18 protein-coding genes and 2 riboswitches are annotated in these 25,184 nt (G+C 65.9%); of the genes, 12 read left to right on the top strand and 6 right to left on the bottom strand.

Going from position 1 to position 25,184, the window contains the following annotated elements; genetic code table 11:
* Positions 1 to 60: 60 nt before the first annotated feature.
* The 5 genes from CEY05_RS19465 (at position 61) to gcvP (ending at position 8,567) form a co-directional block, all read left to right on the top strand.
* Complete coding sequence (locus CEY05_RS19465) at positions 61 to 2,322, top strand: arginine/lysine/ornithine decarboxylase (protein WP_088597123.1); 2,262 nt, start codon at positions 61 to 63, stop codon at positions 2,320 to 2,322.
* Positions 2,323 to 2,352: 30 nt separating this feature from the next.
* Positions 2,353 to 3,594: an NAD(P)/FAD-dependent oxidoreductase gene (locus CEY05_RS19470; RefSeq protein WP_088597124.1), complete on the top strand. Its 1,242-nt coding sequence runs from the start codon at positions 2,353 to 2,355 to the stop codon at positions 3,592 to 3,594.
* Positions 3,595 to 3,648: 54 nt separating this feature from the next.
* Positions 3,649 to 3,751, top strand: a riboswitch (glycine riboswitch).
* Positions 3,752 to 3,779: 28 nt separating this feature from the next.
* Positions 3,780 to 3,912: riboswitch (glycine riboswitch) on the top strand.
* 100 nt (positions 3,913 to 4,012) lie between these two features.
* Positions 4,013 to 5,113, top strand: a complete 1,101-nt coding sequence (gene gcvT, locus CEY05_RS19475) for a glycine cleavage system aminomethyltransferase GcvT (protein WP_088597125.1) — start codon at positions 4,013 to 4,015, stop codon at positions 5,111 to 5,113.
* Between the two features lie 100 nt (positions 5,114 to 5,213).
* Positions 5,214 to 5,582: a glycine cleavage system protein GcvH gene (gcvH, locus tag CEY05_RS19480; RefSeq protein WP_088597126.1), complete on the top strand. Its 369-nt coding sequence runs from the start codon at positions 5,214 to 5,216 to the stop codon at positions 5,580 to 5,582.
* Positions 5,583 to 5,693: 111 nt separating this feature from the next.
* Positions 5,694 to 8,567, top strand: coding sequence for an aminomethyl-transferring glycine dehydrogenase (gene gcvP / locus CEY05_RS19485; protein WP_088597127.1), 2,874 nt, complete (start codon positions 5,694 to 5,696; stop codon positions 8,565 to 8,567).
* A gap of 94 nt (positions 8,568 to 8,661) precedes the next feature.
* Here the strand turns inward: gcvP and CEY05_RS19490 are convergent, their stop codons facing one another.
* On the bottom strand, positions 8,662 to 10,140 hold the full coding sequence (locus tag CEY05_RS19490; RefSeq protein ID WP_088597128.1) for a CoA-acylating methylmalonate-semialdehyde dehydrogenase: 1,479 nt from the start codon (positions 10,138 to 10,140) through the stop codon (positions 8,662 to 8,664).
* A gap of 194 nt (positions 10,141 to 10,334) precedes the next feature.
* On the bottom strand, positions 10,335 to 11,657 hold the full coding sequence (locus CEY05_RS19495; protein WP_198952830.1) for an aspartate aminotransferase family protein: 1,323 nt from the start codon (positions 11,655 to 11,657) through the stop codon (positions 10,335 to 10,337).
* A 228-nt stretch (positions 11,658 to 11,885) separates the two neighbouring features.
* On the opposite strand from CEY05_RS19495, the gene CEY05_RS19500 reads away from it, so the two are divergent.
* Positions 11,886 to 13,340 carry a PLP-dependent aminotransferase family protein gene (locus CEY05_RS19500; RefSeq protein WP_233161602.1) on the top strand — a complete coding sequence of 485 codons (1,455 nt, stop codon included), beginning with the start codon at positions 11,886 to 11,888 and terminating at the stop codon, positions 13,338 to 13,340.
* A gap of 52 nt (positions 13,341 to 13,392) precedes the next feature.
* Here the strand turns inward: CEY05_RS19500 and CEY05_RS19505 are convergent, their stop codons facing one another.
* Genes CEY05_RS19505 through CEY05_RS19515 form a run of 3 tightly spaced genes read right to left on the bottom strand, consistent with a single transcriptional unit; the run spans position 13,393 to position 15,200 of the window.
* Complete coding sequence (locus CEY05_RS19505; protein WP_088597129.1) at positions 13,393 to 13,959, bottom strand: dihydrofolate reductase; 567 nt, start codon at positions 13,957 to 13,959, stop codon at positions 13,393 to 13,395.
* Positions 13,956 to 14,750 (bottom strand): thymidylate synthase, encoded by a 795-nt coding sequence (locus tag CEY05_RS19510; protein WP_088597130.1) that lies wholly within the window; start codon positions 14,748 to 14,750, stop codon positions 13,956 to 13,958. The genes CEY05_RS19505 and CEY05_RS19510 overlap by 4 nt, the downstream gene beginning before the upstream one ends.
* Positions 14,751 to 14,753: 3 nt before the next feature.
* Complete coding sequence (locus CEY05_RS19515; RefSeq protein ID WP_088597131.1) at positions 14,754 to 15,200, bottom strand: OsmC family protein; 447 nt, start codon at positions 15,198 to 15,200, stop codon at positions 14,754 to 14,756.
* 355 nt (positions 15,201 to 15,555) lie between these two features.
* On the opposite strand from CEY05_RS19515, the gene coq7 reads away from it, so the two are divergent.
* From coq7 to CEY05_RS19530, 3 genes are all read left to right on the top strand, one after another.
* Positions 15,556 to 16,257 (top strand): 2-polyprenyl-3-methyl-6-methoxy-1,4-benzoquinone monooxygenase, encoded by a 702-nt coding sequence (gene coq7 / locus CEY05_RS19520; protein WP_088597132.1) that lies wholly within the window; start codon positions 15,556 to 15,558, stop codon positions 16,255 to 16,257.
* 1,183 nt (positions 16,258 to 17,440) lie between these two features.
* Complete coding sequence (tviB, locus tag CEY05_RS19525) at positions 17,441 to 18,718, top strand: Vi polysaccharide biosynthesis UDP-N-acetylglucosamine C-6 dehydrogenase TviB (protein WP_088597133.1); 1,278 nt, start codon at positions 17,441 to 17,443, stop codon at positions 18,716 to 18,718.
* 29 nt (positions 18,719 to 18,747) lie between these two features.
* Positions 18,748 to 19,773: an NAD-dependent epimerase/dehydratase family protein gene (locus CEY05_RS19530; protein ID WP_088597134.1), complete on the top strand. Its 1,026-nt coding sequence runs from the start codon at positions 18,748 to 18,750 to the stop codon at positions 19,771 to 19,773.
* A 61-nt stretch (positions 19,774 to 19,834) separates the two neighbouring features.
* Here the strand turns inward: CEY05_RS19530 and CEY05_RS19535 are convergent, their stop codons facing one another.
* On the bottom strand, positions 19,835 to 21,232 hold the full coding sequence (locus CEY05_RS19535; protein WP_304528858.1) for a phosphomannomutase/phosphoglucomutase: 1,398 nt from the start codon (positions 21,230 to 21,232) through the stop codon (positions 19,835 to 19,837).
* Positions 21,233 to 21,659: 427 nt separating this feature from the next.
* On the opposite strand from CEY05_RS19535, the gene CEY05_RS19540 reads away from it, so the two are divergent.
* From CEY05_RS19540 to CEY05_RS19550, 3 genes are read left to right on the top strand one after another with little or no spacing between them, the layout of a single operon-like run.
* Positions 21,660 to 23,075 carry an FAD-binding oxidoreductase gene (locus CEY05_RS19540; RefSeq protein ID WP_088597135.1) on the top strand — a complete coding sequence of 472 codons (1,416 nt, stop codon included), beginning with the start codon at positions 21,660 to 21,662 and terminating at the stop codon, positions 23,073 to 23,075.
* Positions 23,072 to 23,812 carry a response regulator transcription factor gene (locus CEY05_RS19545; protein ID WP_088597136.1) on the top strand — a complete coding sequence of 247 codons (741 nt, stop codon included), beginning with the start codon at positions 23,072 to 23,074 and terminating at the stop codon, positions 23,810 to 23,812. Before CEY05_RS19540 ends, CEY05_RS19545 begins: the two co-directional genes overlap by 4 nt.
* The gene (locus CEY05_RS19550; protein WP_088597137.1) at positions 23,809 to 25,146 is read left to right on the top strand and encodes a HAMP domain-containing sensor histidine kinase; all 1,338 of its coding nucleotides are present in this window, start codon (positions 23,809 to 23,811) and stop codon (positions 25,144 to 25,146) included. The genes CEY05_RS19545 and CEY05_RS19550 overlap by 4 nt, the downstream gene beginning before the upstream one ends.
* The last annotated feature ends 38 nt before the right edge of the window (positions 25,147 to 25,184 follow it).

Raw genomic sequence — 25,184 nt, forward strand, 5'->3', positions numbered from 1 at the left:
TGTCCCGCGCACGCAGTACACTCGCCCCGCTTTCGCCATACCCCCCGCAGGAGTGCCCGCATGAAATTCCGGTTTCCCATTGTCATCATCGACGAAGACTACCGCTCCGAGAACGCCTCGGGGTTGGGCATACGCGCGCTTGCCGCGGCCATCGAGGCCGAGGGCGTGGAAGTGCTGGGCGTCACCAGCTACGGCGACCTCAGTTCCTTCGCGCAGCAGCAAAGCCGCGCCAGCGCTTTCATTCTGTCGATCGACGATGAGGAATTCGACGTCGATTCCCCGGAAGACGTGGCCAGCGCCATCAAGAACCTGCGCGCCTTCATCGGCGAGCTGCGCTTCCGCAATGCCGACATCCCCATCTACCTGTATGGCGAAACGCGCACGTCGGAACACATCCCCAACGACATCCTGCGCGAACTGCATGGCTTCATCCACATGTTCGAGGACACGCCGGAATTCGTCGGCCGCCACATCATCCGCGAAGCGCGCAGCTACGTCGACAGCCTGGCGCCGCCGTTCTTCCGCGAACTGGTGAAGTACGCGCAGGACGGTTCCTATTCCTGGCACTGCCCTGGCCACTCCGGCGGCGTGGCCTTCCTGAAGAGCCCGGTCGGCCAGATGTTCCATCAGTTCTTCGGCGAAAACATGCTGCGCGCCGACGTCTGCAACGCGGTGGATGAGCTGGGCCAGTTGCTGGACCACACCGGGCCGGTGGCGGAGTCCGAGCTGAATGCCGCCCGCATCTTCCACGCCGATCACTGCTACTTCGTCACCAACGGCACGTCGACCTCGAACAAGGTGGTGTGGCATGCCAACGTCGCCGCCGGCGACGTGGTGGTGGTCGACCGCAATTGTCACAAGTCGATTCTGCACGCCATCACCATGACGGGCGCGATCCCGGTGTTCCTGCGCCCCACGCGCAACCACCTGGGCATCATCGGGCCGATTCCCATCGAGGAATTCGAACCGGAAAACATCCGCAAGAAGATCGAGGCCAATCCGTTCGCGCGCGAAGCCGTGAACAAGACGCCGCGTATCCTGACGCTGACGCAGAGCACCTACGACGGCGTCATCTACAACGTGGAAATGATCAAGGAAAAACTGGGCAGCTACGTCGACACGCTGCATTTCGACGAAGCCTGGTTGCCGCACGCGGCCTTCCACGAGTACTACACGAACATGCACGCCATCGGCGTGGACCGGCCGCGTAGCGACGACGCCATCGTCTTTGCCACGCACTCCACGCACAAGCTGCTGGCGGGTATTTCGCAGGCCTCGCAGATCATCGTGCAGGAGTCCAAGACCCGCAAGCTGGACCGCAACATCTTCAACGAGGCCTATCTGATGCACACGTCCACGTCGCCTCAGTACGCGATCATCGCGTCCTGCGACGTGGCCGCGGCCATGATGGAAGCGCCCGGCGGCACCGCGCTGGTCGAGGAAAGCATCCGCGAGGCGCTGGACTTCCGCCGCGCCATGCGCAAGGTGGAATCGGAATACGGCCGCAACGACTGGTGGTTCAAGGTGTGGGGCCCCAATCGCCTGGTGTCCGAAGGCATCGGCAATCGCGACGAATGGCTGCTGGAGTCGAACGACCACTGGCACGGTTTCGGCGAGATGGCCGAAAACTTCAACATGCTGGACCCGATCAAGGCCACCATCATCACCCCGGGCCTGGATATCTCCGGCAGCTTCGGCGAGACCGGCATTCCGGCCGCCCTGGTGTCGAAGTACCTGGCCGAGCACGGCGTGGTCGTGGAAAAGACCGGCCTGTATTCCTTCTTCATCCTGTTCACCATCGGCATCACCAAGGGCCGCTGGAACACGCTGCTGACCGCCTTGCAGCAGTTCAAGGACGACTACGACCGCAACCAGCCCTTGTGGCGCATCCTGCCCGAGTTCTGCCGCGACCATCGCCAGTACGAGCGCATGGGCCTGCGCGATCTGTGCCAACAGATCCACGAAGCCTATCGCGAGAACGACGTGGCGCGCCTGACCACCGAGGTGTACCTGAGCGACATGGTGCCGGCGATGAAGCCGTCCGATGCCTTTGCCCGCATGGCCCACCGCGAAGTGGAACGTGTCAGCATCGAAGACCTGGAAGGCCGCGTCACCGGCGTGCTGTTGACCCCTTACCCGCCGGGCATCCCGCTGCTGATTCCGGGCGAGCGTTTCAACCGCACCATCGTCCAGTACCTGCAGTTCGCTCGTTCGTTCAACGCCCGCTTCCCCGGCTTCGAAACCGACATCCACGGCCTGGCCGAGGATACGGACGAGAACGGCGAAGTGCGCTACTACGTCGACTGCCTGAAGGAAATGTGAGCGTGATGGATGTGAGGAGCAGGTGATCGCATGTATGACGTAGCGATCATCGGGGCGGGGGCGGCGGGCATGATGTGCGCCGCCGTCGCCGGCCAGCGCGGCTTGCGGGTGGTGCTGATCGACCATGCCGACAAGCTGGCGGAGAAGATCCGGATCTCGGGCGGCGGGCGCTGCAACTTCACCAACCTGGGCACGGGGCCGGCCAATTTCCTGTCGGAAAACCCCCATTTCTGCCGCTCGGCATTGGCGGGCTACGGGCCGCGCGATTTCCTCGACCTGCTGCGCCGGCATGGCGTGTCCTGGCACGAGAAGCATCGCGGCCAGCTGTTCTGCGACGACTCCAGCGAATCCATCATCGACGTGCTGCGCGCCGAATGCGGCGCCGGCAACGTGCAATGGCGCATGGGTTGCGGCGTGGTGGAAATCAGCCGTGAGACGGGCCCAGGGGGCGGCCCTGGCGGCGTTGGCAGCAGCGGCGCCGGGACAGCGCCGACGGCCGACGGCTGCACCTACGTATTGCGCACCACCACGGCGGGCACCCTCCGCGCTGCCAAGCTGGTCATCGCCACGGGCGGCATGGCCATTCCGCAGCTCGGCGCCACCGACTACGGCCTGAAGGTCGCGCGCCAGTTCGGCCTGAAAGTGGTGGAGCCGCGCCCGGCCCTGGTGCCGCTGACCTTCGATCCCGCGCTGTGGCAGCCGTTTGCCGCCTTGTCCGGCGTGGCGCTGGAAGCAGGCGTGCGCAGCGGGCAAGGCGAATTCCTGGAAGACTTGCTGTTCACGCATCGGGGCCTGTCCGGGCCCGCCATCCTGCAGATCTCCAGCTACTGGAATCCCGGCGAGCCGCTGAGCCTGGACCTGGCGCCTGGCCTGGACCTGGAACAGGACCTGGTCAGCGCCAAGCCCGGCAATCGCCAGCAACTGGGTACCGTGCTGGCGGGCCTGTGGCCACGGCGCCTGGCGGAAGCGTGGGTGGAACGCGATGGCCTGGCCACGCAGCGCCTGGCCGACACGCCCGACAAGGCTTTGCGTGCCCTGGCGGCGGGCATCCATGGCTGGACCCTGGTGCCGACGGGGACCGCCGGCTACAAGAAAGCCGAGGTCATGCGCGGCGGGGTCGACACCCGCGGCCTGGACCAGAAGAGCATGCAGGCCCGCGCCGTGCCCGGCCTGCATTTCATCGGCGAGGCCGTCGACGTGACCGGCTGGTTGGGTGGCTACAACTTCCAATGGGCCTGGGCCTGCGCCGTGGCCTGCGGCAAGGCGCTTTAGGGCGTTCCTGCATAGCGCGTCCGGGGCGCGCCATGATATTCTTCGCAAGCTGTCACGCATGGTGCGGGAGAGAGCGGCTGCTGTTACATGACAGGCGCCGCCACCGAAGGCGCAATTCGCCCAGAATCGCTCAGGTAACCGATACCGCAACATGCCTGTCCACCCGCCCAACGGCGCGGCGGCCAACACAGCACTCTGGAGAGATCCGGCGGCCCCCAGGTCCCGCGCAAGACAGCGCGGGCGGCGGCAAGCCCGGACGCCGAAGGTGCAAACCCGCCACGCGGGGCAACTCTCAGGCAAAAGGACAGAGGGGCGGAAACATCACCAGCCGGCAGGCGGGCGCGTCGTTTTCCGATTCGATCCCGCATTGTTGTCTCCGGCAGGTATTCCGTATCCCTTGAGCCTTACCGGAGTCCACATGTCCGCCTCTCTGAAGCAAACCCCCCTGGCACCTGAACACCTCGCCGCCGGCGCGCGCATGGTCGATTTCGGCGGTTGGGACATGCCCTTGGCCTATGGTTCGCAACTGGAAGAGCATCATGCCGTGCGCAGCGACGCCGGCATGTTCGACGTGTCCCACATGCTCAACGTCGACGTAGCGGGCGCTGGCGCCAGCGATTTCCTGCGCCGCCTGATCGCCAACGACATCGCCAAGCTGACCGTGCCGGGCAAGGCCCTGTACAGCTGCATGCTGAACCCGGAAGGCGGCGTCATCGACGACCTCATCGTCTACTTCTTCGCCGCCGACCGCTGGCGCGTGGTGGTCAATGCCGGCACCGCTGACAAGGACGTTGCCTGGATGCAACGCGTCGCCAGCGCGGGCAAGTTCGACGTCACGGTCACCCCGCGCCGCGACCTGGCCATGGTCGCCGTGCAGGGCCCCAATGCCCGCGCCAAGGTGTGGGCCGCGCGTCCTGCCTGGCGCGCCGCGTCCGAAGCGCTGACGCCTTTCGTCGGCGCCATCGCCGATACCGACACCCTGGTGGCCCGCACGGGTTATACCGGCGAGGACGGTTTCGAAATCGTCCTGCCCGCCACGCAAGTCGTCGCGCTGTGGCGTGACCTGGTGGCCCAGGGCGTACGACCCTGCGGCCTGGGCGCGCGCGACACGCTGCGCCTGGAAGCCGGTATGAACCTGTATGGCCAGGACATGGACGAACTGACGCAGCCGGCGCAGGCCGGGCTGACCTGGACCGTGTCGCTGAAGGACGCGCAGCGCCAGTTCATCGGCCGCGCCGCCATCGAGCAATTCCCCACCCCCAACGATTTCGTCGGCCTGAAGCTGGGCGAGCGTGGCGTGATGCGTCCGCACATGAATGTGCGCGGCGCCGCCGGCACGGGGGAAATCACCAGCGGCACCATGTCGCCCACGCTGGGCGTATCGGTGGCGTTCGCCCGCATGCCCGTGGGCACGCGTCCCGGCGAGCAGGTGGAAGTGGAGATCCGCGGCAAGTGGGTCCCTGCCACCGTGACCAAATTGCCCTTCGTGCGCAACGGCAAAGCCGTCGAACACCCGTAAACTCGTAGCTTCCCGCGGCGGCCGGCGAAAACTTTCGCAGGCCTGCAACGGGTGGGCGCGCAACCCCATACCGTCATACAACGTCTTTCCAGGAGCTTCCATGAGCCTGCCTACCGATCGCAAGTACACCGAATCCCATGAGTGGATCAAAGCCGAAGGCGACGTCTTTGTCGTTGGCATCACCGAGGACGCCCAGGAACAATTGGGCGATCTGGTCTTTGTCGGCGACGTCAAGGTCGGCGCCAAGCTGGCCGCCGGCGAAGCCGCCGGTGTGGTCGAGTCGGTCAAGGCCGCCTCGGACATCTATGCCCCCGTTGCCGGCGAAGTCGTTGCCTTCAATGACGCGCTGGAAGCCACCCCGGGCCTGATCAACGAGTCGGCTTTCGACACCTGGATCTACAAGTTCAAGCCGAACAACCCCGCCGACGTCGACGGTCTGCTCGACGCCGCCGGCTACGAAAAACTCTGATGCGGCGCGGCGCCGCGTAATCGCGCAGCCGTGCCACCAAGGCCGGCTGTCCTTCGCGGCGCTCCGCTGCCCGTCCGCCTGGATGCGGACAACCGTCACACCGAGATATCCATGTCGCGCGCCCTAGACACCCATTCCGATTTCATCCCCCGCCACATCGGTCCCTCCGATGCCGACCAGGCTGCCATGCTGGCGGTGCTGGGCCTTGACAGCCTGGACGAGCTGATCGCCCAGGTGGTGCCGCCCGCCATCCGCACGCGTGCGCCGCTGGCGCTGCCCGCCGCGCGCAGCGAGCCGGACGTGCTGGCCGAGCTCAAGCAGATCGCCGGCCGCAACAAGGTCTTCCGCAATTACATCGGCCAGGGTTACTACGGCACGCACACGCCCAACGTCATCCTGCGCAACATCCTGGAGAATCCCGCCTGGTACACGGCTTACACGCCTTACCAGCCGGAAATCTCCCAGGGCCGCCTGGAAGCGCTGCTGAACTACCAGACCATGGTGATGGACCTGACCGGCCTGGATATCGCCAATGCCTCGCTGCTGGATGAGGGCACCGCCGCCGCCGAAGCCATGACGCTGGCCCGCCGCGGCGCCAAGTCGTCCAGCAATGTCTTCTTCATTTCGCAGCACTGCCACCCCCAGACCATCGAAGTCGTGCGTACGCGCGCCGAAGGCCTGGACATCGCCGTGACGGTGGGCGACGAAGCCGCCGGCCTGCCCGACTGCTTCGGCGTGCTGCTGCAGTATCCGCACAGCCTGGGCGCCATCGGCGACTACCGCGCGCTGGCCGCGCAAGCCCATGAACAGGGCGCCGTGGTGGCTTGCGCCACCGACCTGCTGGCCCTGGCGCTGCTGACGCCGCCCGGCGAATGGGGCGCCGACATCGCCATCGGTTCGGCCCAGCGCTTCGGCGTGCCCTTCGGCTTCGGCGGCCCGCACGCCGGCTTCATGGCTTGCAAGGACGCCTACAAGCGCAGCATGCCCGGCCGCCTGGTCGGCGTGTCCAAGGACGCGCAGGGCAACACCGCGCTGCGCCTGGCCCTGCAGACCCGCGAGCAACACATCCGCCGCGAGAAGGCGACTTCCAATATCTGCACGGCGCAAGTGCTGCTGGCCGTGATGGCCGGCATGTATGCCGTGTGGCACGGTCCGGCGGGCATTCGCCGCATCGCCCAGCGCGTGCAGAGCGCCACCGCCATCCTGCGCGGCGCCTTGCAGTCGCTCGGCGCCGCGGTCGTCAACGACACCTTCTTCGATACGCTGCTGGTGCAAACCGGCGCCGCCACGCAGGCCGTGGTCGACGCCGCGGTGGCGCAGCAGGTCAATCTGCGCGTGGTCGATGGCAGCCAGGTGTCCGTGTCGCTGGACGAAACCGTCACCGCGGAAGACCTGCAACAACTGGCCGCCGTGTTCGCGCGCGGCCTGGGCAAGAGCGTGCCGGCGCTGGACGTCGATGCACTGGAAGCGCGCGCCGTCACCGGCATCCCGGCCGCCGTGGCGCGCCAGGGCGACATCCTGACCCATCCGATTTTCTCCAGCGTGCAATCCGAAACCGACATGCTGCGTTATCTGCGCAAGCTGTCCGACAAGGACCTGGCACTGGACCGCAGCATGATCCCGCTGGGTTCGTGCACCATGAAGCTGAACGCCACGGCCGAGATGATCCCCATCACCTGGCCCGAGTTCGCCCAGATCCATCCGTTCGCCCCCGCCGACCAGTTCGCCGGCTATGCCGAACTGATCGAGCGCCTGTCGGCTGCCCTGTGCGAAATCACCGGCTACGACGCCGTCAGCCTGCAGCCCAATTCGGGCGCGCAGGGTGAATACGCCGGCCTGCTGGCCATCCGCGGTTATCACGAAGCCAATGACCAGCATCAGCGCGACGTCTGCCTGATCCCGTCCTCGGCGCACGGCACCAACCCCGCGTCGGCGCAGTTGGCCGGCATGCAGGTGGTGGTCGTTGCTTCCGACGCCAACGGCAACGTCGACGTGGCCGATCTGCGCGCCAAGGTGGCGCAGGTGGGCGACCGCCTGTCCGCGCTGATGATCACCTATCCCTCGACCCACGGTGTGTTCGAGGAAGCCGTCACCGAGATCTGCGAGATCGTGCACGCGGCCGGCGGCCAGGTGTACATGGACGGCGCCAACATGAACGCCATGGTGGGCGTGGCCAAGCCGGGCAAATTCGGTTCCGACGTATCGCACCTGAACCTGCACAAGACTTTCTGCATCCCGCACGGCGGCGGCGGCCCGGGCGTCGGTCCCGTGGCGGTGCGCGGCCACCTGGCTCCCTATTTGCCGGGCGTGCTGGACGCGGGTGGCAAGCTGCCCGCCGACGCCAAGGTGGGTCCGGTCTCGGCCGCTCCCTCCGGTTCGGCCGGCATCCTGCCCATCCCGTACATCTACATCGCGCTGATGGGCGCGGAAGGCCTGCTGCGCGCCACTGAAGTGGCCATCCTCAGCGCCAACTACATCGCCGAACGCCTGCGCGCGCACTATCCCGTGCTGTATTCCGGCCGTAACGGCCGGGTGGCGCACGAGTGCATCCTCGATGTGCGCCAGTTGAAGGAAACCAGCGGCATTTCCAACGAGGACATCGCCAAGCGCTTGATCGACTATGGCTTCCACGCGCCGACCATGAGCTTCCCCGTGGCCGGCACGCTGATGGTCGAGCCCACCGAATCCGAAGGCCGGGCGGAGCTGGACCGTTTCATCGATGCGATGATCGCCATTCGCGCGGAAATCGCCCAGGTGGAAAACGGTGAACGCGACCGTGAGGACAACGTGTTGAAGAACGCGCCCCATACCGCCGCCACCTTGCTGGCGGACGAATGGCATCACGACTACCCGCGCAGCCAGGCCGCTTATCCGCTGGCCAGCCTGCGCGATGGCAAGTACTGGTCGCCGGTGGCACGCGTGGACAACGCCTACGGGGATCGCAACCTGGTGTGCAGCTGCCTGCCGATCGAAGCGTACGCGTAAGCCGCGGGCGGGTCAGGAACACCTGACCCTTCCCCCAAAAACAAACTGGCCCCCAGGGGCCAGTTTGTTTTTCAAGATGCCGGCGGCCAAGCCACTATGGCTTACCACCGGTGTCGTCGGTCTGGTCCGGCCAGCGTTGCGACACGCTCTTGTAGCGCGTGTGGAAGCGCAAGCCTTCTTCGCCATGTAACGCGACGTCGCCGAACAGCGAGCGCTTCCATCCGCCCAGGGAATGCCATGCCGCCGGCGCCGGTATGGGTACGTTGATGCCGACCATGCCGGTGCGTACGCCGCGGGTAAACGCACGCGCGGTGGCGCCGTCGCGTGTGTAGCATGACGCACCGTTGGCGTATTCGTGCCGATTGATCAAACCCACCGCCGTCTTCAAATCCGGCACGCGCAAGACGCACAGCACCGGACCCAGGATCTCCTCGCGGTAGACGTTCATGGTCGGCCGCACGTGGTCGAACAAGGTACCGCCCACGAAGTAGCCCTTCTCGTAGCCCGGCACCTGCAGATCGCGGCCATCCACGACCACCGTGGCGCCGGCTTCGGCGCCGTCTTCGATATAGCCCAGCACCTTGACGCGATGCTGGGCGCTGATCAACGGACCCATCTGGCTGCGCGCATCCATGCCGCTGCCGATTTTCAAGTCGCGCACGCGCGGCGCCAGGCGCTCGACCAGCGCATCGCCGACACTGCCCACCGCGACGGCCACCGAGACCGCCATGCCACGCTCGCCCGCCGTACCGTACGCCGCGCGCAACAGCGCCTCCGCCGCCAGGTCCAGGTTGGCGTCCGGCATGACCACCAGATGGTTCTTCGCGCCCCCCAGCGCCTGCACCCGCTTGCCGCGCGTGGTGGCCTGGGTGTGAACGTATTGCGCCGTGGCGGACGAACCGGCGAAGGACAACGCCTGTACGTCTTCGTGCGCGATCAGCGCATCCACCGCCAGTTTGTCGCCGTGCAATACGTTGAACACCCCCGCCGGCAGGCCGGCCTGGCGCAGCAGTTCGCCCAGCCGCACGGCAATCGAGGGTGTGCGTTCGGACGGCTTGAGGACGAAGGTATTGCCGCAGGCCAGCGCCAAGGGAAACATCCAGCAGGGCGCCAGCAGGGGCAGGTTGAAAGGCGTGATGCCGACCACCACGCCCAGCGGTTCGCGCACGTTCCAGCTGTCGATGCCATCGTCGGCCTGTTCCGTGTACTGGCCCTTGAGCAGTTGCGGGATGCCGCAGGCGTACGCCACCATGTCGATGGCGCGGGTTACCTCGCTGCGTGCTTCGGCCAGTACCTTGCCGTGCTCTTGCGTGATGGTCGCGGCCAGCGCGTCCAGGTTCTGCTCCAGCAGCGCCTTGAAACTGAAGAGGACGCGCGCGCGCCGTTGGGGTGGCGTTTCCGCCCACGCGGGAAAGGCCTCGCGCGCCGCCGCCACGGCCAGGTCGACCTCGTCGGGTCCGGCCAGCGGGATGTTGGAAACGATCTCGCCGCGCGCCGGGTCGAAACCATCGGCATAACGGGAGCTGCGGCCATCATAGGGCTGGCCGTTGATGAAATGCGGAATCTTCAGCATGACGGGTAGGAAGGGCAGATGGGTCCACGAACACGGTAGCGGTTCGGGCAGGCTTCAAGTATTACCCAGAGGCTTTCGTCTATTCGGATCATAGGGGATATTTGATGACACCCCCGCGCGACCCTTGAAAGCATTTCGCCCCGTGCCATGCAGGAACGCATGGCACGGGGCGAAGGAAACGCTTCAGAAATCGATCAGGCGATTTCCTTGAGCACCTTGCCGATGGTGTCGAAGATTTCGCCGATCTGCGCTTCGTCGATGATCAGGGGCGGCGAAATCGCCAGGATGTCGCCGGTGTAGCGCACCATCAGGCCGGCGTCGAAGCACTGCTTGAACGCTTCGGCCGCGCGCGCGCCCGGCGCGCCGTCGCGCGAAGACAGCTCGATCCCGGCCACCAGGCCGATGTTGCGCACGTCGATCACGTGGCGCGCGCCGCGCAGGCCATGGGCCGCCTTTTCGAAAGCCGGGGCCAGGTCGCGGGCACGGCCGAACAGGTTTTCGCGGCGATAGATGTCCAGGGTGGCCAGGATGGCGGCCGCCGCCAGGGGGTGCGCCGAGTAGGTATAACCGTGGAAGAACTCGATGCCGCCGTTGACCGCGTTGACGATGCCGTCATGCACTTCGCGCTTGACGGCTACCGCGCCGGCCGGCACGGCGGCATTGCTGACGCCCTTGGCCATGACGATCAGGTCCGGCGTCACGCCGAAGAACTCGCTGGCGGTGGCGGCACCCAGGCGGCCATAGGCGGTGATGACTTCGTCGAAAATCAGCAGGATGCCGTGCTTGGCGGTGATTTCGCGCAGGCGCTGCAGATAGCCTTGCGGCGGGATCAGCACGCCGGTCGAACCGGCCATGGGTTCGACGATGACGGCCGCCACGGTGGACGGGTCATGCAGGGCCAGGATGCGTTCCAGGTCATCGGCCAGGTGTGCGCCCCAGGCCGGCTGGCCCTTGGAGAAAGCGTTCTTTTCCAGATTGTGGGTATGCGGCAGGTGATCCACCGACGGCAGCAGGGCGCCGGAGAAGGTCTTGCGGTTGCCCGAGATCCCGCCTACCGAGATGCCGCCGAAGCCCACGCCGTGGTAGCCGCGTTCACGGCCGATCAGGCGGGTGCGCTGCCCTTCGCCGCGTGCGCGGTGATAGGCCAGGGCGATCTTCAGTGCCGTGTCGACCGATTCCGAGCCGGAGTTGGTGAAGAATATGCGGTCCAGACCGGCCGGCATCAGGCCGGCCACGGCGGTGGCGGCCTCGAAGGCCAGCGGGTGGCCCAGCTGGAAGCCGGGGGCATAGTCCAGATGCGCGGCCTGGCTGGCGATGGCCTGGGCGATTTCCGTGCGGCAGTGGCCGGCGTTGACGCACCACAGGCCGGCGGTGCCGTCCAGGATCTGCCTGCCGTCCAGCGACGTGTAGTACATGCCCTTGGCGCTGGCCAGCATGCGCGGGTCGGCCTTGAACTGACGGTTGGCGGTAAAGGGCATCCACAGATGCGACAGGTCGGGCAGGGCGGGGGCGTTCATGGATGGCTCCAGGAGTAAGCGGTAAGCAGCTGAGTGGCAATAGCGGCGATTTTGGCTCCAGCGCAGAGGCATGAACATATACAATCCATGCAAATCTCCCTGACCGTACAGGTATATCCTGGACGACTGTATAGAATTCTGATGCCTCGCGCCCCGCAACCGGCCACTGGCCACCGGCTGACGAGGTGTCCCCCTCCGCCTTCCTGGTGACCAGCAGCGAGTACTGCCGTGACCGATCTTCCGCTCATCGAATTCGAACCCGTGCGTGACCGGGCGCATGCGCCGACCTTGGTCCAGCAGGTCATCGACGCCGTCACGCGGGCCATCGATACGCAGGCCTTGCGTCCCGGCATGGCCCTGCCGTCCGTACGCGACTTCGCACGCGGTCATCGAATCAGCACCTTCACGGTCGCGGCAGCCTATGCGCGGCTGGTCGCGGCGGGGCGCGTCATTGCCCGGCCGGGCGCCGGCTACCGCGTCGCGCCTCGCTCCAACGCGGCGCCGGGTGCCGCCGCCGACGCGCCGCCGCGTCCCTGGTCGCCGCCCACCCTGGGCGCGGAGTGGCTGCTGTCGGACGTCTACGCCGACCATTCCATCCCGGTGAAGTCCGGTTGCGGCTGGTTGCCGGGCGAATGGCTCAACGAGGACGGCTTGCATCTGGGCCTGCGCCATGTCGCCCGGGTGCCCGGCGGACGCATCACGGGTTACGGCCATCCCTATGGCTATGCGCCGTTGCGGGCCACCATCGCCGACCATCTGGCCGGCCTGGGCCTGGTGGTGCAGCCCGATCAAGTGCTGCTGACCCAGGGCGTGACGCATGGGCTCGACCTTGCCATCCGCACGCTGTTGCGGCCCGGCGATACCGTCGTGGTGGAACGCCCCTGTTATGCCAATCTGCTGCCGCTGCTGCGCCTGGCCGGCCTGCGCATCGTATCGGTCGAGCGCGGCCCCAACGGCCTGGACTGCCAGGCGCTGGAGCAGTTGGCGGTGCTGCACCGGCCGCGTGCCCTGTTCGTCAATCCGGTCCTGCAGAATCCCACCGGCGCCACCTTGACCATGGCGAATGCCTTCCAGTTGCTGCGCGTGGCTGAGCAGCACGATATGTGGATCGTCGAGGACGATATTTCCCGCGAGCTGGCGGTGGGGGTGGCACCCATGCTGGCGGCGCTGGATGGCGCGCGCCGGGTGGTGTATCTCAGCGGTTATTCCAAAGTGGTCAGCCCGTCGGTGCGGGTGGGCTATCTGGTGGCTCACGCCGACGTCGTGCGCGACATGGCGCGCACCAAGATGGCCGTGGGCCTGACTTCACCGGAAATCCTCGAACGGGTGGTGCATCAGGCCTTGCATGAAGGCCGCTACCAGGCCCACGTCACGCGCGTGCGGGAACGCCTGGCGCTGGCGCATGGCAAGGTGGCGCAGGCCCTGGCTGAGCTGGGCATGACCTTGCATTCCGAGCCACGTGCCGGCCTGTTCCTGTGGGCCGGCTTGCCAGGCGTGTGGCCGGGCAACGCCAACGCGCTGGCCAGCCGCGCCTTGAACGACGGCATCTGGCTGGCGCCGGGTTCCTATTTCGATGCCGACCAGGAAGACATCCCCTGGCTGCGCCTGAACGTCGCGTACTCGGACGACGCCTCGTTATGGCGCTTCCTGCGGCAGGTGTCCCTGCGGCAGACCCTGGAATAGGGCGACGTCGTTGCGAAGCAAGGCCGGTATCGATATCAACCGTGCAGCGATATCAACGGGCCTGGCGCTCGTATTCGACGAAGTCGTATTCGTAGCCGTTTTCGCCGGGCTGCCCCTGGCGCGACACTTCGCGCCAGGCGCCCGCCGGCAGTTCGGGAAACCAGGCATCGCCCTGCACATCCGCCTGCACCTCGGTGGCGACGATGCGATCGGCCAGCGGGAGGGCCGCCGCGTAGATCTGCGCGCCGCCGATCACGCACACCTGCGCGACATCCGCGCAGGCAGCCAGCGCGGCCGGCAGGCTGCCCACCACTTCAGCGCCGCCAGCCACATAGCCGGCATCCCGGCTGATGACGATATTGCGCCGCCCCGGCAGCGGCCGGCCCAGCGATTCCCAGGTCTTGCGCCCCATGACGATGGGATGCCCCAAGGTCGTGCGCTTGAAATGCGCCAGGTCGCCCGGCAATTTCCAGGGCAGGGCGTTGTCGCGGCCGATCACCCGGTTGCGCGCATAGGCGACGACCAGCGTCAGCACGGGCGCCGCGGCCGAGCCGTTGGCGTCCCGCGTGGCCGATGCAGGCGCGGCCTGCGTCGCGCCTGCTGCTGCACCGATAGTCATACCGCCACCTGCCCCTTGATGTGTGGATGGAACTGGTAGTCGACGATTTCGAAGTCTTCGTACTCGTAATCGAACAGGGTGGGGGGCTTGCGCTTGATATTCAGCTTCGGATACGGATACGGCTCGCGCGACAGCTGCAACTCGACCTGCTCGAAGTGATTGCTGTAGATATGGCAATCGCCGCCGGTCCAGATGAAATCGCCCGGCTCCAGGTCGCACTGTTGCGCCACCATGTGCGTCAGCAGGGCATAGCTGGCGATATTGAAGGGCACACCCAGGAAGATGTCCGCGCTGCGCTGGTACAACTGGCAGGACAGCTTGCCGTCGGCCACGTAGAACTGCATGAACGCGTGGCAGGGCGGCAGCGCCATATTGGGGATCTCGCCCACGTTCCACGCCGAAACGATCAGGCGGCGCGAATCGGGCGTGCGGCGAATCTGGTCGAGCAACTGGCTGATCTGGTCGATATGGCCGCCGTCCGGCGTCGGCCACGAGCGCCATTGAACCCCGTAGACAGGACCCAGGTCGCCGTTGGCGTCGGCCCATTCGTCCCAGATGGTGACGCCGCGTTCCTGCAGCCAGCGCACGTTGGCGTCGCCGCGCAGGAACCAGAGCAGCTCGATGAAGATGCTCTTGGTGTGCAGCTTCTTGGTGGTGACCAGGGGGAAGCCCTGGGCCAGGTCGAAGCGCATCTGGTAGCCGAAGGCCGAGCGCGTGCCGGTACCGGTGCGGTCGGTCTTGGTGACGCCATGTTCGTAGACATGGCGCATGAAATCTTCGTATTGGGCCATGGCTCAGGCCGCCTGGGCGGTGTCTTCGCTGGTATCTACCACTTCGACGGAGAAGGTCAGTTCGGCGGTGGCGGCCAGCATGGCCGAGGCCGAGCAGTACTTCTCGTGCGACAACTGCACGGCGCGCTCGACTGCCGCGCGCGGCAGCTTGCTGCCGGTGACCGTGAAGGCGAAGTGGATCTTGGTGAACACCTTGGGGTCGGTATCGGCACGGTCCGCATGCAGCTTGACGTTGCAGCCGGTGACGGCGTGGCGGCCGCGCTTCAGGATCAGCACCACGTCGTAGGCCGTGCAGCCGCCGGTACCGGCCAGCACCATTTCCATGGGACGAAAGGCCAGGTCATGGCCGCCGCCATCCACGGCGCCGTCCATCGCGGCGATGTGGCCGCTGCCGGAGGTGGCTACGAACAGCATGCCCGAAGGGCCGCCCCAATCGATGGTGCATTCCATGTCGAAATCCCGTATTTGCTCAAGGTTGCGTGCGCGGCGCCGCGCGGGCCCCGTGCCAAAGCGCAAATGATAGCCGGTTCGCCGTTACCCATCCGGGAAGCCCACGGCGCCGACGCGGCCACGCGGCAAGCGGATTGCTGAGCTGGCGCTATGTCCGCCAGGCAGCGCTGCCTGGCCTGGAACCGAGGCCGTGGCATCCGCTGTAGCTCTCTGATCAGGATCAAGACGTATTCTCGTAATCCCTCAATACAATAGCGGCTTGTCGCCACGTGCCCAGCGGGTTGCCATGGCCGTCATGTACCGCCCACGGGCCACCCGGTGCTACCCGCGGGGCGCGTTGTTACCAGGAGTTCTCATGTCTTCCTCCGCTACTCCCCATTCTTCCGGCACTCCGGCTTCCGCCGCCGCTCCGGGTTTCCTGCGGCGTCGCAGCCTGCTGGACAATCTGCTGGGCGAGGTCGACCGTGCCTTGCAGGTGCTTTCCAACAACGCCAGCGCCGGCCGGCCATACCCGGCGGGCGCTGAAGTGGCGGACGACCCGCTGTCGGCGCAGGAAAAACGCCATGCCGCCGGGCTGATGCGGGTCAACCACGTGGGCGAGGTTTGCGCGCAGGCCCTGTATCGAGGCCAGGCCGTGGCGTGCGCCGACGCCAATGCCCGGGCGCTGCTGCGCGACGCCGCCGCCGAGGAAGTCGACCACCTGGCCTGGTGCGCGCGCCGCCTGGGAGAACTGAACAGCCATGTCAGCCTGTTCAATCCCATCTGGTACGCCGGCTCTTTCGCCCTTGGCCTGGCGGCGGGGCGTGCCGGCGTGCCGCGCAATCTCGGCTTCATGGCGGAAACCGAACGCCAGGTGGAAGCCCATCTGGACAGCCATTTGAAGATCCTGCCGGCCCAGGACATCCGTTCGCGCAACGTGGTTGAACAGATGAAGCAGGACGAGATCAACCATAGGGTCAGCGCCGAGCGGGCCGGTGCCACCCCCTTGCCCCTGCCGGTGCGCGGTGCCATGCGGGCGTTGTCGCGGGTGATGACGACCACGGCGTATTGGATCTAGGACTAGCCGGGGCAGACGGATCTGACGAGGCGCCGAACGTTACAGGGTTAACCCGCAAGTGCGTCCCCATAATTGCAGTCGCCTTGCCGGCTGAGTGGGGGCGGGCGGCGGGTTTATAATGCGATGCACCAAAGCAACACTCGTGCTGATCCACAAGGTCTCCAAAAAATTATCTTGCATCGCACAAAAGTTCTGGTTAATATTCATTCAACGGATGTCGAAAAGCAGTTGGCGCGGTGCAAACCCCAAATGCTTCCGGTTGACCCCCAGGGTTAACCCTTCGACTTGCCACGATTGTCTCCTCCACCCTCCTCCTTTGGTGGATTTAGCCCAAGATCGCAAGATCTTGGGCTTTTTTTTTTATCCGTCGCCTGGCCTCAAGCGTCCTGGTTGAAGTTGGCGGGCGGCCAAGGATCGCCCGGTGCGTAGCCCACCGGCGTGGGTAAATCCATTTGACGGTGGACCCTCGGCGGTATGACGGGTGTATTAGGCAGCGCGCAGGCCGGCTGGCTGGACGGCAACTTTGCCGAGGACTTGGGCGGCAGGGGCGGTGGCGCCGTCCCTATGGGCGGAAGCGGCTGAGGTGCCCCCCACCCCGGCGGGAGGGGCGGCGGTGGCGCCAACGACTTCGGTACGGCAAGCCATTGCGGGGCGGCGAAATCCGGTGGGGCATCCAAGTCGGTCGTCAGGTCTATCAAGTCTTCCATTTCTGGCGCGCCGCGCGTTGGCGCTGCTCTTCGCGGCGGGCACCAAGGTGCGGGGGCGTAATCGTTTCCCGCCCGGGCGTGTCCTTGCCCCTGTCCGGTAAGCTGCGCGGCGCGCCCGCTTTGCCCGGACCTACTGGCACGAATGATGAGCGGAACGGGCAGATCCAGCAAATTCGGCTGCACCGGCGGGCGGGCGAAGTTGCTTGGCCAGGCCGTGCTGGCGCTGGGCGAAGTCGTGATCAAAGTCATGGCAGTCTCTGGTGAATGTTGGAAACTGCCGTCAGTGTCGCGGCCATGCGCACCGGTTCCCGCTCCCAGGGGCGCGCAGGCCGCCATTCCTCGCGGGTGACTCCTGGCTGGCGGGAGTCGCGGTTGATCTTCGTCACGGCTGCTAACGTCCCGCATCGCCGGCTCTCAATTACGCGGGCCCCTTTCTACTAAAATCCGGCTCATTCATTCAGGCAGTGGAAAACTTCATGTTGCGTATTCAGGATCTCAAGCTCGCCGTGGTCGGGCTGGGCTATGTCGGCTTGCCGCTGGCGGTTGAATTTGGCAAGCGCCGGCCGGTCATCGGCTTCGATATCAATCGGCGCCGGATCGAGGAATTGCAGCGTGGACATGACCACACCCTGGAAGTCGACGACGAGGAAATGGCCAGCGCGGCCCAGCTCACCTACACCGACGACCGCGCTCGGCTGGCCGAGGCCAATGTGTTCATCGTCACGGTGCCGACGCCGATCGACGCCTACAAGCAGCCTGACCTGACCCCCCTGATACGCGCCAGCGAAACCATAGGCGCGGTGCTGAAGCGGGGCGATATCGTCATCTACGAATCCACGGTCTACCCCGGCGCGACGGAAGAAGATTGCGTGCCGGTGCTGGAACGTGTCTCCGGCCTCAAGTTCAACGTCGATTTTTACGCCGGCTACAGCCCCGAACGCATCAATCCGGGCGACAAGGCGCATCGTGTCAGCACGATACGCAAAGTGACCTCGGGGTCGACGCCGGAAGCGGCGGAGGTGGTCGACGCGCTCTATCGCGAAATCATCACGGCCGGCACGCACAAGGCGGCGTCCATCCGCGTGGCGGAGGCCGCCAAGGTCATCGAGAACACGCAGCGCGACGTCAACATCGCCCTGATCAACGAACTGGCGCTGATCTTCAACAAGATGGGCATTGACACCGAAGCGGTGCTGCAGGCGGCCGGCACCAAATGGAATTTCCTGCCTTTCCGTCCCGGCCTGGTGGGCGGGCACTGCATCGGCGTTGATCCCTACTACCTGACGCACAAGGCACAATCGATCGGCTACCACCCGGAAATCATCCTGGCGGGCCGTCGCCTGAATGACGCCATGGGCAGCTATGTGGTGTCGCAGCTGGTGAAATCCATGATGCGCAAGCGCATCCACGTGCAAGGCGCACGCGTGCTGGTGATGGGACTGGCGTTCAAGGAGAACTGCCCGGACCTGCGCAACACACGCATCGTCGATATCGTGCGCGAGCTGGGTGAATACAACGTCTCGGTCGACGTCTACGACCCCTGGATCGACCCGGAAGAGTCGGTGCAAGAGTACGGCATTACCCCTGTCAGCCAGCCGCAGGCAGGGGCTTACGACGGCATCGTTCTTGCTGTCGCGCATCAGCAGTTCGGCGCCATGGGTGCAGCGGCCATTCGCGCCTACGGCAAGCCCGAGCACATTCTTTACGACCTGAAATACGTCCTGAGCCCGGACGAATCGGATCTGCGGCTGTAAACCCGGTCATCATTGAAGAAGGTATAAGCATGACGAATCGCTATCAACAGATTACCGAGGAACTGCGCCAGGCGCCCCGTAAATGGCTGATCACCGGCTGCGCGGGCTTTATCGGCTCGAACCTGCTGGAGACGTTGCTCAAGCTCGATCAGACCGTGGTCGGATTGGATAATTTCGCCACCGGCTTCCAGCACAACCTGGACGAGGTGATGGAACTGGTGACGGCCGAGCAATGGGCCCGCTTCACGTTCATCGAAGGCGACATCCGCAATGTCGAAACCTGCCGCCGTGCCTGCACCGGCGTGGACTTCGTGCTGCACCAGGCCGCGCTGGGTTCGGTGCCGCGCTCGCTGGCCGATCCCCTGGCTACCAATGCGGTGAACATCGACGGGTATCTGAACATGCTGGTGGCGGCGCGTGATGCGCGCGTGCACGGTTTCGTCTATGCGGCGTCCAGCTCGACCTACGGCGACCATCCCGGTCTGCCCAAGATCGAATCGGAGATCGGCAATCCGCTGTCGCCTTATGCCGTGACGAAGTACGTCAACGAGCTTTACGCCAACGTCTTTGCCCGGTCCTATGGTTTCGGCAGCGTGGGCCTGCGCTACTTCAATGTGTTCGGCAAGCGCCAGGATCCCAACGGTGCCTACGCCGCGGTGATTCCGAAGTGGATCAGCGCCATGATCCGCGATGAGGACGTCGTGATCAACGGCGACGGCGAGACCAGCCGTGACTTCTGCTTCGTCGAGAATGCCGTCCAGGCCAATCTGCTGGCGGCGCTGTCGCAGCCGGAGAAGGCCAGCCAGGTTTACAACGTGGCGTTCAACGCCCGCACCAGCCTGAACCAGTTGTTCGAGCACCTGCGCGCGCAATTGGCCAAGCACGGCGTGAAGTACGACAAGGCGCCTGTCTACGGTGAGTTCCGTGCCGGCGACGTGCGGCACTCGCAGGCCGACATCGGCAAGGCCAACGAGCACCTGGGCTACAAGCCCATGCACGACATCCTGGAAGGGCTGGAAGTTGCCATGCCCTGGTACACGCAATTCCTGCGGTGACATGAAAAAAAGCCCCGCGCCAGATGAACTGGCGCGGGGCTTTTTTTTTGGGCGAGAGGACTTAGAACGGCAGCTTCACATCCGGCTTGAGCAGTTGCAGTTGCTGGCGGAAGTCGTCCTGGATGCGCTTGAGGGCGGCGTCGGTGTCGGCCTCGAAACGCAGCACCACCACCGGCGTGGTGTTCGACGGCCGGGCCAGGCCGAAGCCGTCCGGATACTCGGCACGCACGCCGTCGATGGTCACCACGTTGATGGCGCCGTCGAACTTGCCCTTTTCCTGCAGGGCCTTGACCAGGGCGAAGGGTTCGCCTTCTTCCATTTCAAGCTTCAGTTCGGGCGTCGAGATGGCTTGGGGCAAGGCTTCCAGCACGGCCGACGGGTTGGCGTCGCGCGACACGATTTCCAGCAGGCGGGTGCCGGTGTACAGGCCATCGTCGAAACCGAACCAGCGTTCCTTGAAGAAGATGTGGCCGCTCATTTCGCCGGCCAGCGGGGCGCCGGTCTCGGCCAGCTTGGCCTTGACCAGCGAGTGGCCGGTCTGCCACATCAGCGGCTTGCCGCCCGCCTCGGTGACGGCCAGGCCGACGTGGCGGCTGCACTTGACGTCATAAATGATGGTGGCGCCCGGATTGCGCTCCAGTACGTCACGCGCGTACAGGATCAGCTGGCGGTCGGGCCAGATGATCTGGCCGGACTTGGTGACCACGCCCAGGCGGTCGCCGTCGCCGTCGAAGGCCAGGCCGATTTCGTTGTCGGTGGTCTGCACGCAGCGGATCAGGTCTTCCAGATTGTGCGGGTCGGCCGGATCGGGGTGATGGTTGGGGAAGTTGCCGTCGACCTCGCAGAACAGCTCGGTGACTTCGCAGCCCAGGGCGCGGAACAGGCGCGGCGCGATGGCGCCGGCCACGCCGTTGCCGCAGTCCACCGCGATCTTCATCGGGCGCGCCAGCTTGACGTCGCCGACGATGCGCTGCAGATAGGTTTCCACCAGATCCAGTTCGCGGCGCTTGCCGGGGGTGACACCGGGCGGGGCCTTGCCGCCGGCGGCTTCCATGGCCTTGCGCAGTTCCTGGATGCCGTCGCCATACAGGGCGGCGCCCGCCAACATCATCTTGAAACCGTTGTACTTGGGCGGATTATGGCTGCCGGTGATGGCCACGCCGGAGCCGGTCTTCAGCGTATAGGCGCCGAAATAGACCAGCGGCGTCGGCACTTCGCCGATGTCCACGGTGTCCACGCCGCCGGCGTTCAGGCCATCCTGCAAAGCCAGCGACAGTTCTTCGCTGCTCAGGCGGCCGTCGCGGCCGATGACCATTTCGCTGACGCCCAGGGAACGGGCGCGGGCGGCCAGTGCCAGGCCCAATTCGCGGGCAAAGCCGGCGTTCAACAGGTCCGGCACGGTGCCGCGGATGTCGTAGGCTTTGAAAATCGATGCGGGAATTGTCGACGCGGTAGCCACGTTGATTCCTTGTTCAGGGGTGCGATGAAAAGGGCATTATCCCCGATTGCCGGTGGCGCCATCGCCTGCTGCGTGCTGCATGTGTCCTAGTCCTCTCGGACGAAACACGCAGTGCGGGATGCGATCCGGCGGGGGGTTGGCTGCGAATCAGCGCCACGCATCCCGCCAGGAATTGCGCCACGCGGAGATCGCGGGGCAGGGGGGATTGTTACACGGAAGCGGACGCGGTCGATGTGTCTGAATCCGACAATCCTGACGGAGCATTGCGGCGGGATGCTGCCATAGCCCTTGGCGAGCACGTCTCGTCCTACAATAGCTTCACTTTCCGTCCGCCCAGGCGGGGCGCCGTTTCGGCGCCTGCGTCGATTGCGCGGTTTGTCCGGGGGGACAAACCGTCCGGCGGCGGCCATAACCATTACGGTGGTCGATGACATTCCTGGATGAGTTGCGGGCATTGCTGGGCGCCGAGCATGTATTGACCGGCGCCGATACGGACTCCTATACGCTGGACTGGCGCGGCCGCTATCAGGGCAGGGCCCTGGCCGTCGCGCGGCCCGCGGACACCGAGGCAGTGGCAGGTGTCGTGCGCCTGTGCGCCCGCCACCGGGTGCCGGTACTGCCGCAGGGCGGCAATACCAGCCTTTGCGGCGGCGCCACCCCGGACGGGGAAGGCGCAACGCTGATCCTGTCGTTGGGCCGGCTGAACCGGATCCGCGCCGTCGACACCGAGAACGATACGATTACCGTCGAGGCTGGCTGCATCCTGCAGGCGGTACAACAGGCCGCCGAGAATGCGGACCGCCTGTTTCCCCTGAGCCTGGCCGCCGAGGGCAGCTGCAGCATCGGCGGCAACCTGGCCACCAATGCCGGCGGCACCCAGGTGCTGCGCTACGGCAATACGCGCGACCTGACGCTGGGGCTGGAAGTCGTCACCCCGGACGGCCGTATCTGGCATGGCCTGCGCGGCCTGCGCAAGGACAACACCGGCTACGACCTGCGCGACCTGTACATCGGCAGCGAAGGCACGCTGGGCATCATCACCGCGGCCACGCTGAAGCTTTATCCTGCGCCGGTGGCCCGTTGCACGGCCTTGCTGGCGCTGCCGGGCGTGGAGGAGGCCGTGCAGGTGCTGTCCCGCGCCCGCAACGGCTTCGGCGCCACGCTGACCGGTTTCGAATTGATGGCCGGCTATTGCCTGCAAGGCGTGGTGCGCCTGTATCCGCAGCAGCGCCTGCCCTTCAGCGGCGAGTCGGCCCAGTCGCCCTGGTTCGCGCTGCTGGAACTGTCGGACAGCGAAAGCGAGGCGCATGCGCGCGAACGCTTCGAATCCGTGCTGGGCGAGGTGCTGGAGGCCGGCCTGGCCACCGACGCCGCCATCGCCGAGAACGTCGCGCAGACGCGCGCCTTGTGGCATCTGCGGGAAAGCATCCCCCTGGCCGAAGCGGCCTTCGGCAAGGCGGTCAAGCATGACGTGTCGGTGCCGATTTCGCGCATCGCTGAATTCGTGCGCACCACCAACGGCCTGCTGCAAGCGCGCTTCCCCGGCGTCACCCATGTGATTTTCGGCCACCTGGGCGACGGCAATCTGCATTACAACGTGGCGCCCGCGCCTGGCCAGGCCGAAGCCGACCTGCTGGCCCTGCAAGCGCAGATCTACCAGGTGGTGCACGACAGCGTGTCCGCGCACCAGGGGTCGATCAGCGCCGAACATGGCGTCGGGCAACTCAAGGTGGACGAGCTGACCCGCTACAAGGATCCCCTGGAGCTGGAGCTGATGCGCCGGATCAAGCAGGCGCTGGATCCGGACGGGATCATGAACCCCGGCAAGGTTGTCCGCGTATGAATTCCCCAGCCCCGTCGTCCTCGTCATCGTCGTCATCCGCTTCGTCCGGCCACCATCGCGTCCTCATCGTCGAGGATGACGCGACCATCGCCGGCAACCTCTACAGTTTCCTCGAGCAGCGCGGCTTCGTGCCGGACGCGGCTTATGACGGCCGCGCCGCGCTCGGCCTGCTGACATCGCAGCACTTCGACGCCGTCATCCTGGACGTCGGCCTGCCGGGCATGGACGGCTATGCGGTACTGCGCGCCATGCGTACCGAACACTTGCTGCCTGTGCCGGTTTTGATGCTGACCGCCCGTGCCGAGCTGGACGACAAACTGGCTGGTTTCTCCCATGGGGCGGACGACTACCTGACCAAACCTTTCGCGCTGGCGGAAGTGGAGGCCAGGCTGAACGCCCTGATCCTGCGCGCCAGTGGCGGCGTGGCGACGCCGGTGCGCCGCTGCGGCGCGCTCAGCTATGACAGCCGCACCCGCATCGTGGCGGTGGACGGCAAGCCGGTGCACCTGACGCGCAAGTCCGTCATGATCATCGAAGCCTTGCTGCGCGATCCCGGCCGCGTGGTGTCGCGCGCCGAACTGGAAAGCCATCTGTGGGGCGCCGAGCCGCCGTCCTCCGACGCCCTGCGCAGCCAGATGCACCTGTTGCGCAAGGCGCTGAACGACGCCGGCTTCGATGGCATCGAAACCCTGCATGGGACCGGCTGGCGCCTGCTGGTGGACGGTGCCGACGCATGAACGGCAGTACCCTGACCCAGCGGGTCACCTGGGCATTGACAGGGCTGGTGGCGATCTTCGTATCCGCGCTGGTGGTGCTGGCCTATCTGACCTTCGACCAGATGGAAGACGATCTGGTCAATGACATCCTGACCACCGAGGCCGAGCGCCAGATCGCGCATCTGCAGAACGGCACGGTAACCATGCCCGCGCATGGTCCGCTGGACCTGGGCAGCAATATGCGCGCATGGCTGCAGCAGCCGGGCGCGGTCAATCCCGATATCCCCGAGCCCATCCATAACCTGGATGCCGGCTTGCATCTGGTCGAACCCGGGGTGGAAACGTGGCATGTGGTGATCGCCAACCCGCCCCAGGGCAAATTCTTCGTCCTGTATGACGCCACCGACAACGAAGACCGGGTCTTCGACTTCGGTCTCATCGTGCTGGGCCTGGGCGTGATCAGCATCGTTGCGTCCTACGGCGTGGCGCGCAAGGTCGCGCAGCTGGCGGTCGGTCCGATGTTGGCGTTGACCGACCAGTTGGCCAAATGGGCGCCGGGGTCGCCAGACCTGGCGGTGGAGCGCAATGACGAGGCCGGCCGCCTGGTCGAGGCCTTCAATCGCGTGCAGAACCAGGTCGACCGTTCCCTGGCGCGCGAGCGGGAGTTCGCCGCCAACCTCAGCCACGAAGTGCGTACGCCGCTGGCGGCCATCCGCAGCGACGGCGAATTGATGCTGCTGGGCCAGGTCAGCGATGACCAGCGCACGCGCCTGACCCGCGTGGTCAAGAACGTCGACAGCGTGGCGGCCGCGCTGGAAAGCGCCCGAGCCATGGCGCGCGACGAATTGCGCGCGCCGGAGCCGGTGGATCTGCGCGACTGCATGCAATCCGCCTGGCAGGGGCTGGAGGCCTACGCCGAACAGGCCGGCCTGCTGCTGGACGACCAGTTGGAGCCGGGCAATGCCCGTACGCTCGACCGCTATGCGCTGTTGACCGTGCTGCGCAACCTCATCCGCAATGCCATCGAGCACGCCGCGCCGGCGCAGCTCACCGTCAGCGCGGTGGAGGGCGGCATCGTGCTGGGTGACAACGGCAAGGGGATACGCGCGGAAGACCTGCCTTTCGTGTTCGAGCGCTACTACAGCGTGCGCCTGCGTGACATGCGTAACGGCAATGGCAAGGCGAACGGCAACGGCGTTCGCGCGGCGGAGTCGCCCGAGGCCGCCGCGGCGCTGGAACGCGGGCTGGGGCTGGCCATCGCCAAGCGGGTGTGCGACATGCAGGCCTGGAGCCTGACCGTGCAGTCGGCTACGGAAGGCGCCGACCGGGGAACCCGGTTCACTCTGCGGTTCTAGGGCATGGGGGCGGTGCAGGCCGCCGTGCGGGGGGGCCG

The organism is Achromobacter sp. HZ34 (assembly GCF_002209485.1).
Lineage (GTDB): Bacteria > Pseudomonadota > Gammaproteobacteria > Burkholderiales > Burkholderiaceae_B > Bordetella_C.

Coding starts and splice junctions, on each gene's coding strand:
- CEY05_RS19490 (WP_088597128.1), bottom strand. CDS start 10,140: ATGCTGAAGATTCCGCATTTCATCAACGGCCAGCCCTATGATGGCCGC.
- CEY05_RS19470 (WP_088597124.1), top strand. CDS start 2,353: ATGTATGACGTAGCGATCATCGGGGCGGGGGCGGCGGGCATGATGTGC.
- gcvP (WP_088597127.1), top strand. CDS start 5,694: ATGTCGCGCGCCCTAGACACCCATTCCGATTTCATCCCCCGCCACATC.
- CEY05_RS19550 (WP_088597137.1), top strand. CDS start 23,809: ATGAACGGCAGTACCCTGACCCAGCGGGTCACCTGGGCATTGACAGGG.
- CEY05_RS19510 (WP_088597130.1), bottom strand. CDS start 14,750: ATGGCCCAATACGAAGATTTCATGCGCCATGTCTACGAACATGGCGTC.
- CEY05_RS19465 (WP_088597123.1), top strand. CDS start 61: ATGAAATTCCGGTTTCCCATTGTCATCATCGACGAAGACTACCGCTCC.
- gcvT (WP_088597125.1), top strand. CDS start 4,013: ATGTCCGCCTCTCTGAAGCAAACCCCCCTGGCACCTGAACACCTCGCC.
- CEY05_RS19530 (WP_088597134.1), top strand. CDS start 18,748: ATGACGAATCGCTATCAACAGATTACCGAGGAACTGCGCCAGGCGCCC.
- CEY05_RS19515 (WP_088597131.1), bottom strand. CDS start 15,200: ATGGAATGCACCATCGATTGGGGCGGCCCTTCGGGCATGCTGTTCGTA.
- tviB (WP_088597133.1), top strand. CDS start 17,441: ATGTTGCGTATTCAGGATCTCAAGCTCGCCGTGGTCGGGCTGGGCTAT.
- gcvH (WP_088597126.1), top strand. CDS start 5,214: ATGAGCCTGCCTACCGATCGCAAGTACACCGAATCCCATGAGTGGATC.
- coq7 (WP_088597132.1), top strand. CDS start 15,556: ATGTCTTCCTCCGCTACTCCCCATTCTTCCGGCACTCCGGCTTCCGCC.
- CEY05_RS19545 (WP_088597136.1), top strand. CDS start 23,072: ATGAATTCCCCAGCCCCGTCGTCCTCGTCATCGTCGTCATCCGCTTCG.
- CEY05_RS19540 (WP_088597135.1), top strand. CDS start 21,660: ATGACATTCCTGGATGAGTTGCGGGCATTGCTGGGCGCCGAGCATGTA.
- CEY05_RS19495 (WP_198952830.1), bottom strand. CDS start 11,657: ATGAACGCCCCCGCCCTGCCCGACCTGTCGCATCTGTGGATGCCCTTT.
- CEY05_RS19505 (WP_088597129.1), bottom strand. CDS start 13,959: ATGACTATCGGTGCAGCAGCAGGCGCGACGCAGGCCGCGCCTGCATCG.